This window comes from Paraburkholderia dipogonis (assembly GCF_042680985.1).
Taxonomy (GTDB): Bacteria; Pseudomonadota; Gammaproteobacteria; order Burkholderiales; family Burkholderiaceae; genus Paraburkholderia; species Paraburkholderia phytofirmans.
On sequence record NZ_JBHUFR010000050.1, the window covers coordinates 33,971 to 47,527 of the forward strand.

General features: G+C 64.5%; 11 protein-coding genes and 2 pseudogenes. 6 read left to right on the forward strand and 7 right to left on the reverse strand.

What is annotated here, in order from left to right:
* Positions 1-5: 5 nt before the first annotated feature.
* A complete protein-coding gene (locus tag ACFSNN_RS40655) occupies positions 6-953 on the reverse strand; it encodes an ABC transporter substrate-binding protein (RefSeq protein ID WP_134456459.1) in 948 nt (315 codons plus the stop codon).
* On the opposite strand from ACFSNN_RS40655, the gene ACFSNN_RS40660 reads away from it, so the two are divergent.
* Positions 898-1,266 (forward strand): hypothetical protein, encoded by a 369-nt coding sequence (locus ACFSNN_RS40660; protein ID WP_377689398.1) that lies wholly within the window; start codon positions 898-900, stop codon positions 1,264-1,266. The two genes, ACFSNN_RS40655 and ACFSNN_RS40660, sit on opposite strands and share 56 nt — an antisense overlap.
* Before the next feature lie 5 nt (positions 1,267-1,271).
* Here the strand turns inward: ACFSNN_RS40660 and ACFSNN_RS40665 are convergent, their stop codons facing one another.
* The 4 genes and pseudogenes from ACFSNN_RS40665 to ACFSNN_RS40680 form a co-directional block, all read right to left on the reverse strand.
* The gene (locus ACFSNN_RS40665) at positions 1,272-2,873 is read right to left on the reverse strand and encodes a rhodanese-related sulfurtransferase (protein ID WP_134456460.1); all 1,602 of its coding nucleotides are present in this window, start codon (positions 2,871-2,873) and stop codon (positions 1,272-1,274) included.
* Positions 2,870-3,478 (reverse strand): cysteine dioxygenase family protein, encoded by a 609-nt coding sequence (locus tag ACFSNN_RS40670; protein WP_134456461.1) that lies wholly within the window; start codon positions 3,476-3,478, stop codon positions 2,870-2,872. The genes ACFSNN_RS40665 and ACFSNN_RS40670 overlap by 4 nt, the downstream gene beginning before the upstream one ends.
* 142 nt (positions 3,479-3,620) lie before the next feature.
* A pseudogene (locus ACFSNN_RS40675) lies at positions 3,621-3,963 on the reverse strand (class II aldolase/adducin family protein); the annotation flags it as partial.
* Between the two features lie 11 nt (positions 3,964-3,974).
* Positions 3,975-5,054: pseudogene (locus ACFSNN_RS40680) on the reverse strand (LLM class flavin-dependent oxidoreductase).
* A gap of 318 nt (positions 5,055-5,372) precedes the next feature.
* Between ACFSNN_RS40680 and ACFSNN_RS40685 the strand changes: the two are divergent.
* Positions 5,373-6,368 carry an LLM class flavin-dependent oxidoreductase gene (locus tag ACFSNN_RS40685; RefSeq protein WP_134456462.1) on the forward strand — a complete coding sequence of 332 codons (996 nt, stop codon included), beginning with the start codon at positions 5,373-5,375 and terminating at the stop codon, positions 6,366-6,368.
* Positions 6,369-6,456: 88 nt separating this feature from the next.
* Here the strand turns inward: ACFSNN_RS40685 and ACFSNN_RS40690 are convergent, their stop codons facing one another.
* Positions 6,457-7,590, reverse strand: coding sequence for an alpha/beta fold hydrolase (locus ACFSNN_RS40690; RefSeq protein WP_134456463.1), 1,134 nt, complete (start codon positions 7,588-7,590; stop codon positions 6,457-6,459).
* A 405-nt stretch (positions 7,591-7,995) separates the two neighbouring features.
* Here ACFSNN_RS40690 and glgC point away from each other — a divergent pair, with 405 nt between their 5' ends.
* The 4 genes from glgC to ACFSNN_RS40710 all read left to right on the forward strand — a co-directional run bounded on the left by glgC (position 7,996) and on the right by ACFSNN_RS40710 (position 12,610).
* Entirely contained in the window at positions 7,996-9,258 is a 1,263-nt protein-coding gene (glgC, locus tag ACFSNN_RS40695; protein WP_134456464.1) for a glucose-1-phosphate adenylyltransferase, read from the forward strand.
* A 63-nt stretch (positions 9,259-9,321) separates the two neighbouring features.
* Complete coding sequence (gene glgA, locus ACFSNN_RS40700) at positions 9,322-10,782, forward strand: glycogen synthase GlgA (protein ID WP_134456465.1); 1,461 nt, start codon at positions 9,322-9,324, stop codon at positions 10,780-10,782.
* Positions 10,783-11,063: 281 nt separating this feature from the next.
* Positions 11,064-11,930, forward strand: coding sequence for a pyridoxal kinase PdxY (pdxY, locus tag ACFSNN_RS40705; RefSeq protein ID WP_134456466.1), 867 nt, complete (start codon positions 11,064-11,066; stop codon positions 11,928-11,930).
* A 218-nt stretch (positions 11,931-12,148) separates the two neighbouring features.
* Positions 12,149-12,610 (forward strand): hypothetical protein, encoded by a 462-nt coding sequence (locus ACFSNN_RS40710; RefSeq protein ID WP_134456467.1) that lies wholly within the window; start codon positions 12,149-12,151, stop codon positions 12,608-12,610.
* Positions 12,611-12,694: 84 nt separating this feature from the next.
* Here the strand turns inward: ACFSNN_RS40710 and ACFSNN_RS40715 are convergent, their stop codons facing one another.
* On the reverse strand, positions 12,695-13,513 hold the full coding sequence (locus ACFSNN_RS40715; protein ID WP_134456468.1) for an alpha/beta fold hydrolase: 819 nt from the start codon (positions 13,511-13,513) through the stop codon (positions 12,695-12,697).
* Positions 13,514-13,557: the final 44 nt, after the last annotated feature.

Here is a 13,557-nt window from a genome sequence, read left to right on the forward strand (position 1 = left end):
CCGTGTCAAGGCAAAGGGAAGCTGCGGTCGAAGCTCGGGCGCACGTCCAGATGCGCGCGGATCACGTTGGCGGCTTCGTAGGTATCCGCCGTGCGCTGCTGGGCGGCCACGACGCTGTCGTCGATCGCCACCGGATGCACCTGGCCGCGCTGATAGACGGTCTTCAGCACATCGGTCGGCAGGCCCGTGACGCGCGACTGCATCGTCGCGACTTCGTCGGGATGCGAGAGCGCCCAACGCTGGCCGATCGCCACGCGCCGCAGGAAGTCGGCGAGTTGCGCGCGCTTGCCCGTGATCGCGCGTTCAGTCGCGACCTGATAGCTGAGGCCTTCCGAGAGGCCAACACCGTTGGCGATGATGCGGTCGTGGTCGCGCGCTTCGCCGAGCGCGGTGTACGGATCCCAGACCGACCAGGCATCGACGCTGCCCGAGGCGAGCGCGGCTTTTGCATCGGCGGGCGCGAGGAATACGAAGGTGACGTCAGCGAGCGGTACGTTGGCCTTTCTCAACGCGGCAAGCGCGAGGTAGTGGCCGATCGAGCCGCGCGTCGTGGCAATGCGTTTGCCCTTCAGACTCGCCGCGTCGTTGAGCGGCGACTGCGCGCCGACGACGATCGCCAGATCCAGCGGATTCGAGCGCGTCGCCGCGACTGCCCTCACCCGCGCGCCAGCGGCCAGCGCGAAGACGAGCGGCGCATCGCCGAGACCGCCGACGTCGACCGCGCCCGCATTCAATGCTTCGCCGAGCGGTTGCGCCGCCGGGAAGTTGAACCATTCGATCTTGTACGGCAGGTCTTTCAACTGGCCGGACGCTTCGAGAATGCCGCGCGTTTGCAAGGATTGGTCGCCGACCTTAAGCACCGGCAGATCGGCTCCGTATGAAGGCGCGGCGCATAGCATGGCCGACGCGGCGAGCGCGGCGACGCCAGGCATTGTGGACAAGGCACGTTTCATAAAAGATCGGATTGCGAAAGAAAACCGGGAGGTGGTCATGGGCAGCGCGTATGTCGTGGCAACGAGTGGATTTGCCATCGACGATAAGGCAGGCCTTTGTATAAGACAAACGCATTATTCTGCTAAGCAAACACTCCAGGCGAGCGCTCACGCGGACACGCTCGATATCATTCCAATCAGCGACTTCAAGCCGCTCATCGATATCTGGCTCGTGCAGCCGCGCGTGCTCGGCAAACTGCAACAGCCGGTCGAGCGCTTCGGCGCGGCTGTCGAGCGGCAGTTCAAGGAAGCACGTGCGCAGCGCGCGGCCTGAGGCGCTCAGATCACGCGAAACCCATGCGTGCCATCGCGCCCGAGTTGCGCGACAAGACCATACTCCCATTCCAGATACGCGTTCATCGCTTCGCGCGCATTGTCGGTGCCCTCATAAGGACGGCGGTAACGATCGATACGCGCCGACGCCATGCGCGTCTCGCCGCTCTCGACCGGCAAGCCCGCTTCGATCCACGCCGCCGTGCCGCCGCTCAACACCTGCACCGGTTTGCCAGTCAGCGCCGCGACGTCGGGCGCGGCGAAGCGCGCCAGTTGGCTGCTGCCGCAGGTCACCACATAACGCTGCGCATCCGGCAGCTCGCGCAGCGCCTTTTCGAGTTCGCCGCGAATCACGAACCACGCGCCGGGAATGTGGCGCTTCACATAGTTCGCGCTGCCGGTTAAATCGAGCACGGCGGTGCCGCGCGATTGCAGCAGCGTGACCAGTCCGGCCGGCGTGATCTCATCGGCGTCGGGCGGCGTGGGCGCATGACGGACCGCGGGCGCCGCGCCCTTCTCCCCGAAGTCGGCCGCCATCAAACCATCGACGACATACACCTCGACGTTCATCTGCGCGAGCCACGACGCGGTCATGTTCGCGCGGACGCCGTCGTTGTCCGCGAGGATCACGCGCGCGCCGCGCACCGGCGCGAACATGTCGGTCTCCTGCACGAGCTGGCCGCCCGGCGCGCTGCGAAACCCGGGCACGTGGCCCGCTTCGTATTCTTCCGGCGTGCGCACGTCGAAGCGATACACCGTGCGTACCGCTTCGCCGGCCCAGCGGCGTGCTTCGTCGCGTGACGTGCGGCCCACCCGCGCGCGATCCGCCACGGCGCGCGCCGAATCGGCGGCGGCAAGGCGCAACTGATCGTCGGCGATCGGCTCGAAGCGGCGCGAACTGCCGTGCGCGAGCGCCTGACCGGCCAGCGTCCAGCCGATCGTGCCATTGCGCAGCGCCGCGACCGGATTCGGCACGCCCGCATTGATCAGCGACTGCGCGCCGATGATGCTGCGCGTGCGCCCCGCGCAATTGACGATGATCCGCGTCGCCGGATTCGGCGCAAGCTGACGCGCGCGCAGCACCAGTTCCGCGCCCGGCACGCTGATGCTGCCGGGAATGTTCATGGTTTGATATTCGTCGAAGCGGCGTGCGTCGAGCACCACCGCGTCGGCTTCATGATCGAGCAGCGCCTGCACTTGCGGCGCGGCCAGCGACGGCGTATGACGCACGCTTTCCACCAGTTCGCCGAACGCCTTGCTCGGCACGTTGACGTCCTGGAACAGTTCGCCGCCAGCCTCGCGCCAACCTTGCAGGGCGCCTTCGAGCAAGGCGACGTCGGTATAGCCCAACTCGGCGAGACGGTGTGCGGCACGTTCGGCGAGTCCTTCGCCGGAATCGAACACTACGATCGGCACCGCCTGGCGCGGCAAGCGCACGGGCGCGTCGAGTTCGAGCCGCGACAGCGGCAAATTGGCGGCGAACAGCGGATGACTGCGGGCATGCGGATCTTCCTCGCGCACATCGACGAGCGCGATTTCGTCGCGCTCGAGCAGTGCGCGGCGCACGTCTTCGAACGATCGGGTACGAAATGCCTGAACGAAACTCATGAGATCGGGGACTCCTTCGCAACATTCCAGATATTCGGCAACACGTCGTTCGCGTAGCCGGAGATAAACGGCTTGCGGGTGGCGCCGTCCGGATAGACGGACCGCTTCACCGCACCGATATTTGCACCGTACACGTGAATGCTGATCGACGTACGGTCACTAAAAGCGTTACTCACACGATGAATATCGCCGATGCGCGGCGACACCGCATCCACGGCGCCGGCGTCGAGCCGCCTGACCGCGCCGTTTTTTTGCAGCGTGCCGTCTTCGGCGACACGGTAACCCAGTGCAATTTCCGCGCCACGCAGCACGCCGATCAAACCCCACACGGTGTGATCGTGCACCGGCGTCGCCTGCCCAGGTCCCCACACAAAACTGACGATTGAAAAACGCTGCCGCGCATCCGCGTACAGCAAGTATTGCTGATACCGCTCGGGATCGGCTTGCGCGAAGGCGTCGGGCAGCCAGTCGTCATGCGCGATCAGTTCGCGCAGCGCGGCGCCGCCGTGTTCCAGCAGATGCGCTTCGGGCGCAGCTTCGTCGACGAGCGACGCAATCCGGCCGGCGAACGCGCGCAGGCGCTCCGGCCTCGGGGCTTGGGTCATCGATAGTTCGAAAGATAGGTTTGGGTGGCGCTGATTGACGGCACTCACGCACCAGGGGCGAGTGCAGTCCAGAAGGCGTCGGTCCACAGCGGCGCGACACCGACGTGCCGTTCGATCACGGCGGCACGCGCGAAGGATTCGACGGGTCGAGCGTGCGGCGCAGCGTCGACCACGCCTTGCAATACAGCGAATGCGTATGCGCCGCCGCGATTACATCAGGGCGCGCTTCGTGAATCGCCGCGTGAATCGCGAAGGCCGCCTGATTGACCGGCCCCTCGCCGACCACGCTCTCGGCCTCGGCATTCACCAGCGCCTGCGCGCGCGACCAGACGAAACACCACCGCGAGCCGCTCCTGCCAGTAACGGCGCTCCGCCGCGAGGCTCTCGCGCGGCGGAACCTCGTCGAACCAGAATCTGCGCAGCGGCGCGTGACACCGGATCGCCGACGGTTCCTTCGCGAATGCAGTGAGAGAAGGATCGGTCATCGCGCCTCCATTCACGCCGCCACGCGCTCGACGCGCGCGATGCGTTCGCGCGTGGCGGGAATCAGTTCGCGGCCGTAGTCGATGGCGTCTTCCAGCGGGTCGAAACCGCGGATGAGGAAGGTCGAGACGCCGAGCGCGTAATACTCGGCGAGCGTATCGGCCACCTGTTCCGGCGTGCCGACCAGCGCGGTCGAATTCGAGCGTCCACCAATTTCCTTCGCAATGCCGGTCCACAAACGCTCGTCCGCGCGATCCGATTCGCCCGATGCCGCGAGCAGGCGTCGCGCGCCTTCGCTCTGCGCCGGATCGCCCGCGCCGATGCCTTGCGCCGCGCGCAGCCGCTTCGTCTCTTCGAGAATGTGCTCCGCGCGCTCCCACGCCGCCGCTTCGGTAGTGGCTAGAATCGGCCGGAACGACACCGAAAAGCGCACGCTGCGGCCGTGCTTCGCGGCCTCCGCGCGCACGCGGGCGACCTGCTCACGCACCTGCGCCTTCGACTCGCCCCATAGCGCGTACACGTCTGCATGACGGCCGGCGATTTCGAGCGCGGGCGCCGACGCCCCACCGAAATACACCGGAATATGCGGCTGCTGCACGGGCTTCACTTCCGAGAAGCCCTGTTCGAAGCGGTACTACTGGCCGTTGTGATCGAACGGTTTGGTCTCGGTCCAGATGCGCCGCAGGATGTGCAGGTACTCGTCGGTGCGGGCGTAGCGTTCGTCGTGCGAAAGGAAGTCGCCGTCGCGGCGCTGATCGGTGTCGTCGCCGCCGGAGATGATGTGCACCGCGAGGCGGCCGCCCGAATAATGATCGAGCGTTGCCAGTTGACGGGCGGCGAGCGTCGGCGCGACAAAACCCGGTCGATGCGCGAGCATGAAGTGCACCTTGCTGGTCACACTCGCCGCGTGCGCGACGGTCAACAGCGCATCGGGGCTGGTGGCATGATGCGGCACGAGAATGCGGTCGAAGCCCGCTTCTTCATGCGCGCGCGCAAACTGCCCGACGTAATCGATGTCGATGACGGGACCGTGCGCCGCGTGGATTTCGGACACCTTGCGGGTTTGGATCATGCCGATGAATTCGATGGACACGTTCGTGTCTCCCTGAATGGTTTCTGCCCGGCGGGGCGGTGACGTGACTGGCTGGATGCATGGCTTTCGTGCGATGGGTTAAGTTAGCAGCGCGACATGCGCTTGTTAAATATTGATCGGCCATATCTATATCGGATTTGCATGTAACGCTTTAGCGTTTCCAGCTCGGCGTTTTGACTGTTTTGCCTTTACAACGCCGCGCGCGAGCCAAACCCCCTTTCGCGAACGTGGACATCGCGGCACCGTCAGCAGAAAAGCACAACCTTTGCGAGAATGCCCCATCGCGCGACAGCGCCGGAAACAACAAGTGAACAGACAATGATCCCCTTCTCGGTCCTCGACCTCTCGCCGGTCACCGTGGGCGCCACGCCGGCCGACGCGTTCAGGAACACGCTCGACCTCGCGCAGCACGCGGAAAAATGGAACTACCGCCGCTTCTGGCTCGCGGAACATCACAACATGACGGGCATTGCCAGCGCCGCGACTTCGGTGGTGATCGGCTATGTCGCGGGCGGCACGAAAACGATCCGCGTCGGCTCGGGCGGCATCATGCTGCCGAACCATGCACCGCTCGTCATCGCCGAACAGTTTGGCACGCTCGCGTCGCTTTATCCCGACCGTATCGACCTGGGCCTCGGCCGCGCGCCCGGCACCGATCAGAGCACCGCGCGCGCGTTGCGCCGCGACCTGCAAAATAGCGCGGACTCGTTCCCTGACGACGTCGTCGAATTGCAGCGTTATTTCGCCGACCCCGTGCCGGGCCAGCGCATTCGCGCGGTTCCGGGCGCGGGGCTGAACGTGCCTCTGTGGCTGCTCGGCTCGTCGCTCTTCAGCGCGCAACTCGCGGCGGCACTCGGCCTGCCGTTCGCCTTCGCATCGCATTTCGCACCGGACTATATGCTCACGGCGTTGCAGGTGTATCGCTCGCAATTCCGTCCGTCGGCCGCACTCGATAAACCGCATGCGATGGTCGGCGTGAATCTGTTCGCCGCGGATACGAATGAAGAAGCAAAACGTCTTTTCACCTCGTTGCAGCAGCAGTTCATCAATCTGCGACGCGGCACGCCGGGTCAGCTGCAACCGCCGGTCGAACGGCTCGAGGCTTCGGAGATGGAATTGAATGGCGTGGCGCACTCGCTCGCATGCACTGTGCTGGGCGATCGCGATACCGTGCGCGAAGGCTTGAAGTCCGTCATCGAGCAAACCGGTGCCGATGAATTGATGCTGACCGCGCAGATCTACGACCACAAGGCGCGGCTGCGCTCATTCGAGATCGGCGCGCAAGTGCGTGAGGAGTTGGCGGGCGGCAAATAAGACAGGTAACGCCGTCGGAGAATGTAAAAAAGGCAGCCCGTGGCTGCTCTTTTTTTGTCGATCGGCGCGATTTGGTCGCGCCATCGATTCAATGGTTCGCCGGCACCGCCGCGAGACCGTCCAGCAACGCTTTATGAAACGCCTGCGGATCCTGCATCTGCGGTGCGTGCCCCAACTCCGCGAATTCGACGAGCGTCGCGTGCGGGATCGCCTTTGCGGCGGCCTTGCCGAGTTCCGGGTAATGGCCGATTTTCGCGCGCACTTCGGCGGGCGCGGCGTCCTTGCCGATCGCGGTGGTGTCCTTCTGGCCGATCAGCAGCAGCGTCGGCATGCTCAATTGGCTTAACTCATACACCACCGGCTGCGTGTAAATCATGTCGTAAAGCAACGCGGAATTCCACGCGACGATCTGCTTGCCCGGACCGCGATACATGCCCGCCAGCATCTGCACCCACGATTCGTAGCTCGCGCGCCATTGTCCCGCGTAGTAGGTGGATTTCTCGTAGCGGCGAATGCTTTCGGCGGTCGTCTTCAGTTCGCGCTCATACCACTGGTCCACGGACAGCGAGGGCACGCCCTTCGCCTTCCAGTCCTCCAGACCGATCGGGTTGACCAGCACCAGTTGCTGCGTCTCGCGCGGATACATCAGCGCGTAGCGGATCGCCAGCATGCCGCCGGTGGAATGCCCGATCACCGTCGCGTCGGTCACGCCGAGCGATTCCAGCAACGCATGCGTATTGCGCGCGAGCTGTTGAAAACTGTACTGATAGTGCTCAGGCTTGCTCGACTTGCAAAAGCCGATCTGGTCCGGCGCGATCACGCGATAACCGGCATCGCTCAGCCGATGAATGGTTGCGTCCCACGTCGCCGCGCAGAAGTTCTTGCCGTGCAGCAGTACCACCGTGCGGCCGTTCGCCTTGGCCGGTTTGATATCCATGTACGCCATATGCATCGCCACCCCTTGCGAGGTGAAGTCGTACTGATCGACCGGCGCCGGGTAGTTGAAGCCCTGCAACTCGGGTCCGTACGCCGGGCCGGTATCGCCCGCAACGCTCGAGCTGGCGGAAGCGGGCTGGCTGGCCGGGCTCCGCGCGTCGACGCCCGCGGGCGCGGCGGCGCTCGCAGGCGTGGCGGCGGACGCCGCGAAAACGGCGGGCGTGGAGGTGGCGGCTAGCGCGCAAACGCTCAACGTGGCGAGCAAAGACAGGCGGCAAAAACTCATCGAGGTTTTTTCTAAAAAGAAAACACGGGGAGGCATGCGCGGCAAACGCACGGTGAGACCAGCGCCCAAAACCTCCGGCCGCAAGCGCACGATTCTACGACGCGTGGCCCGCCTCTGCTCCCGCCAGCGCATGCCGACAGCGCCACGACAGGTGTGGCACGCATATTGCGGTGCCTCACCTCACGCTCTATGTGTGTCGTGGCGCACGGATCGCCACGGTGCAAGGGTTGATCGTGCGCAAGGGGGCGCACGAGCGGCATCCGCGCAATTCTGACTACGCGTGCGCGGCAAATCAGTGCTAGAACTAGCAGACGGGCCCGCGAAGACGGCGCCGCCGCGCAGCACGATTCATCAGTGGAGAGCAAGCGACCCACCCATCCGGGGCATACTAATCAGGAGACAGACATGGACACTCCGGCACGGCTGAACGATCTGCAACGCACTACCCTCGCCATCGTCCTTGCGGGCGGACGGGGCACGCGGCTCGGGCCGCTTACCAACAAACGCGTCAAGCCGGCCGTGCACTTCGGCGGCAAATACCGGATCATCGATTTCGCGCTCTCCAACTGTCTGAACTCCGGCATCCGCCGCATCGCGGTCGTCACGCAATACAAGGCGCACTCGCTCTTGCGCCACCTGCAGCGCGGCTGGAGTTTCCTGCGCGGCGAGATGGGGGAATTCATCGACTTGTGGCCCGCGCAGCAACGCGTGGAAGGCGCGCACTGGTATCGCGGCACGGCGGACGCCGTTTTTCAGAACCTCGACATCATCCGTTCGATCCGGCCGAAATACGTGGTGGTGCTGGCGGGCGACCACATCTATAAGATGGACTACACGCGCATGATCGCCGACCACGCCGAAAGCGGCGCGGATTGCACGGTCGGCTGTATCGAGGTGCCGCGCATGGAGGCGGTGGCCTTCGGCGTGATGCACGTGGATGGAAACCGCCGCGTAACCGACTTCCTGGAAAAGCCCGCCGATCCGCCCTGCATTCCGGGCCGCCCGGATACGGCGCTGGCCAGCATGGGCATCTACGTGTTCAGCGCGGATTACCTGTATTCGCTGCTCGAAGAGAACATTTCCAGCATCGACACCGATCACGACTTCGGCAAGGACATCCTGCCGCGCGTGGTCACACAAGGCACGGCGATCGCGCATCCGTTCAGCATGTCGTGCGTGTCGTCGGATCCGAACGTCGAGCCGTACTGGCGCGACGTCGGCACGATCGACGCCTACTGGGCCGCCAATCTCGACCTCGCCTCCACCATCCCGACGCTCGATCTCTACGACCGCAACTGGCCGATCTGGACATACCAGGAGCAGTTGCCGCCCGCCAAGTTCGTGCGCGACATGAAGGGCTTGCAAGGCTCGGGCAATAATCTGATCGTGTGCGGCGGCTGCGTGATCTCGGGCTCGCAGATTTCGCGCTCTGTGCTCTCGTCGAATGTAAAAGTGAGTTCGTTCTGTAACATCAATGAGGCAGTCTTGTTGCCGCAGGTCACCGTCGGCGCGAGCTGCCGGTTGCAGAAAGTGGTGATAGACCGCGGCTGCACGATACCGGAGGGCACGGTGATCGGCGAAGATCCGGTGAGCGACGCCGAGCGCTTCTACCGTACCGACGACGGTGTCGTGCTGGTCACACCGGAAGCGCTGCAGCAGAAGGTCTAGTCAAACCGGCTGCCGCCGGCTGAGCCGCGCCCAACCCGAACCAACAGGACAGAGACTGAGCCTATGACGATTCGCGCCCTGCACGTCGCAAGCGAGCTGTATCCCCTCCTCAAAACGGGCGGTCTCGCCGACGTCGCGGGCGCATTGCCGCCCGCGCTGATCGAGCGCGGCGCCGATGTGCGGGTGCTACTGCCCGGCTTTCCGGCGGTGGTCGCCGGTCTGACCGACCTGACGCCGGTCGCGCAACTGGGCCGCCGCTTCGACGCGCCGGGCGTCACGCTTGAACGGGGCGCGCTGGCATCGAACGGCCTCGTCGTCTATGTGATCCGCTCGGCCACGCTGTACGACCGGCCCGGCAATCCGTATCTGAACGACGAACACGTGCCTTACGGCGACAATGCGCAGCGTTTCGCGCTGCTCGGCTGGGTCGCCGCGCAACTCGCACAGCAACTGGACCCGGCCTGGTCGCCGCAGATCGTTCACGCGCACGACTGGCATGCGGGGCTCGCTCCGGCCTATCTGAAGGCGGCCGAGCGCCAGCATGGCAAGCGCTTCGCGCGCAGCGTCTTCACTGTGCACAACCTCGCGTATCAAGGCGTATTTCCCGCGCACCAGTTCGGTCAGCTCGGCCTGCCGGACGATTTTTTCAGCGTGCACGGCGTCGAGTTCTACGGACAGATGTCGTTTCTCAAGGCGGGGCTCTACTACAGCGACCGCATCACCACGGTCAGCCCGACCTATGCACGCGAAATCCAGACGCTCGCCCAGGGTGGCGGCCTTGACGGTTTGCTGCGCCATCGCGCGCACGATCTGAGCGGCATTCTGAACGGCGTCGACTACACGGTCTGGTGTCCCGGTACCGATACGTTGCTCGAAAATCACTACACCGCGACGCGGCTCGCCGGCAAGCTTGCGTGCAAGGAAGCACTGCAAAAACGCTTCGGCCTCGCGCAGAAAAGCGATGCGCTGCTGTTCGGCGTGGTGAGCCGGCTGACCGAGCAGAAAGGCCTCGACCTGCTGCTCGAAGCCGTGCCGGAAATCATCAAACACGGCGGGCAGCTGGTCGTGTTCGGCACCGGCGACCCGGCGCTGGAGAACGGTTTGAAACGCGTCGCGCATACGCATCCTGAGTCCGTGGCGGTGGAGCTGGGATTCGATGAAACGCTCGCGCATACGATCGTCGCGGGCAGCGACGTGATCGCGGTGCCCTCGCGTTTCGAACCATGCGGTCTCACGCAACTGTATGCGCTGGCCTACGGGTCGCTGCCGCTCGTGCATTGCGTGGGCGGTCTCGCGGATACGGTAGTGGACGCGTCGCTCGAAAATCTCGCCGACGACCTCGCCACCGGTTTCGTGTTCGAACGATTCGAGCCGAAAGGGATCGGCGCGGCCATCCGCCGCGCGTTCGCGCTCTATGGGCGCCGCACCGAATGGAAAGCGACGCAACGGCGCGCGATGCGCCAGGACTTCGGCTGGGGCGCCTCGGCGAAGCGTTATCTGGCGTTGTATCGCGAGCTCACCTAAGTTCGAACGGCTGTGGCCCGCAGCATTTTGCAAGCGGCGGGCGGCTCCGCAGCCGTCCTCCGCCGCGTGCGCGTCTGATGGTTCGGCGCAACAACTCGGGGACGGATCGACTCGCGCGCGGCAAACTCATGTATTGTTGCCTGACGATGCAGCGCGTGCCGATTTCCCGCACCATCTGAAGCAATCCTGCCGCATGAGGCGTCCGGTGCTTGCCGGATCGCCGCCGCGGTGCACCCTTGCCGTTTTCATTGATCGCGCAGACCCGTTGCGCGGGCCACACCATGACGAAAAACGTTCTGAGCATCCAGTCACATGTCGTCTTCGGTCACGCCGGCAACAGCGCGGCGGTGTTTCCGATGCGTCGGCTCGGCGTCAATGTCTGGCCGCTCAATACTGTGCAGTTCTCGAACCACACGCAATACGGCCATTGGACCGGCAGCGCGATCGACGGCGCGCAAATGGAAGATCTGGTCGACGGCATCGGCGCGATCGGCATGCTGCCGCGCTGCGATGCGGTGTTGTCCGGCTATCTGGGCACGCCCGAACAGGCGGAGTCGGTGCTGGAGATCGTCAAGGCCGTGAAGGCCGCCAATCCGCGCGCCTGGTACTTCTGCGATCCGGTGATGGGCGCGGCAAGCGGCTGCAAGGTCGAGCCGGGCATTCAGGAGTTTCTCGTGCGCACCATGCCCGAGATGGCCGACGCCATGGCGCCGAACCACACCGAATTGCAGCGTCTGGTGGGCCGCGAGATCGATACGCTGGAAGAAGCCGTGACTGCATGCCGCGAACTCATCGCGCGTGGGCCGAAGCTGGTGCTGGTCAAGCATCTGCTCGATCGCAACAGTCCCGCCGACCGCTTCAACATGCTGGTCGTCACCGAACGCGAATCGTGGATGGGGCAACGCCCACTCTATCCGTTCGCGCGGCAACCGGTGGGCGTGGGCGATCTGACGAGCGCGGTGTTCGTCGCGCGTACGCTGCTCGGCGATTCGATTCGCGCGGCCTTCGAGCACACGCTGGCCGCCGTGAATGCGGTGGTCAAGACGACCTGGCAGGCTGGGCGCTATGAGCTCGAACTGGTGGCCGCCCAGAATGAAATCGCGCAGCCGCGCGAGTGGTTCGATGCGTGGGTGGCGGACACGGCGTAAGCGGTGGCTGCACGAGACGCTTCAGCCAATACTCAGCGCTGGCCAGGCGCCGATCCGGGCAACTCAAGCAAATCGTAATGTGCGCCATGTGTGCGCCGATCCGCGCGGCGTCGCTCGACTGTCAGCCGGCCGTCCTATAATGCGTGCCGCGTGGACAAGGCACCTGCCCGCCCACGCCGCCTTTTTCAGGCATCCGGCATTCAGCAAACGAGGCATCGATGGACGGTTATATCCGCAGCGAGCGGGAAGAATTTTTTGAGCAGTTGTGCATCAGCGTCGACGCCGACGAGGCGCACGAACAGGAAGCGATCGAGTTCTTCGAGAGCCAGTTCGACCAGGCCGATTTCGATCCGGCGCAGTGGCTCGACATCGCTTTGTACTACTCGCCGGCGGTGGCGCGCGGCATCGTCGACATGGTGACGCCGGACGACAAGGCGCGCAGCAATATCGCCGAAGTGATCGCCGACAACCTCGACATCTCGTACGGCGAGGACGAGTGCCAGCAGTTCGCCGAGACCATCGAGTTCGCGCTGAACAACGGCGTGCCGGTAGACCTCGACCTCGTGCTCGACGGCTGCCAGCGTGCCTTGGACGATCTCGACACGTGGGCCGACAAGGACACCAAGGCGCCGCTTCTGCGTCTGCGTGAAGAGTTGTTGCGGCAGCAAGGCGAGCATTGAGCGGTTGGAGTTTGCATGCCTGTCGCACCACCCAGCCCCCGATAGACCGTCGCCTTGCGAGTCAACAAACGACCCGGAGCAAGCTTACACTTTCATTTCCATGAAACCGGACTTCGCCGCAGTCGAACTGACAGAACCACCATGTGGACAGGCCGCGATCTGGGCCACCATCGCGGCGATGATCCGGCAGAACTCGTCGGGCTCCTCAAGCATCATCATGTGGCCGACCTCCGGTTGGATCACATACGAGCGCGCCGCGGCGTACGCCCAGTCTGGCGCATGCCATCCGGAGGCGGACCGTTCGCCGGCGAGCATGAACAAAGGCGTGCCGTGCTCGACGACCGTGCGCACGCTCGAACGGAAACCGGGTGCGCCTGTTTCCCTTACCACCGCGAGCGCCATGGCCTGAATCGTTTGATGCGGTTGATTCTCGAGTACGGCGCGCGCCCATTCGAGACGCTGCGGCGTCACGGCAATGCCCCCGTTCGTTAGCCAGCCTTGCGGGTCAGCGACAAGGCGCGCGTGCTCCGCCCGCCACGCAGCGGCGTCGAGGTTGGCAATCTTGCGGCACCAGAACGCATCCTCGAGCGTAAAGTTGCCTTCGACATTGATCACCCCGCACACGAGCTCGGGCGCAGACGCGGCAGCGAGCATCGCGATCGCGCCGCCGACGCTGTGTCCCAGCAGGACACACGGCGCACCGGCCCGCTCCCGCACATAGCGGATTACATGCTCCGCCTGTCTAGTCAGCGTGATCGGCTCGACCGCGGTGCTTCCAAGCATGCCGTAGCCAAGCAGATCGGGCGTATGAACATCGACGTCGGCTATGCGCCGGTTCGGCGCATAGAAGCTTTGTGACCCGAACAGGCCATGAATCATGACGAGCGGCATAGTTTTATTCATCGCGTTTACTTGTCAATGGAGTACTGCAACGTGTCCCGCAGCTC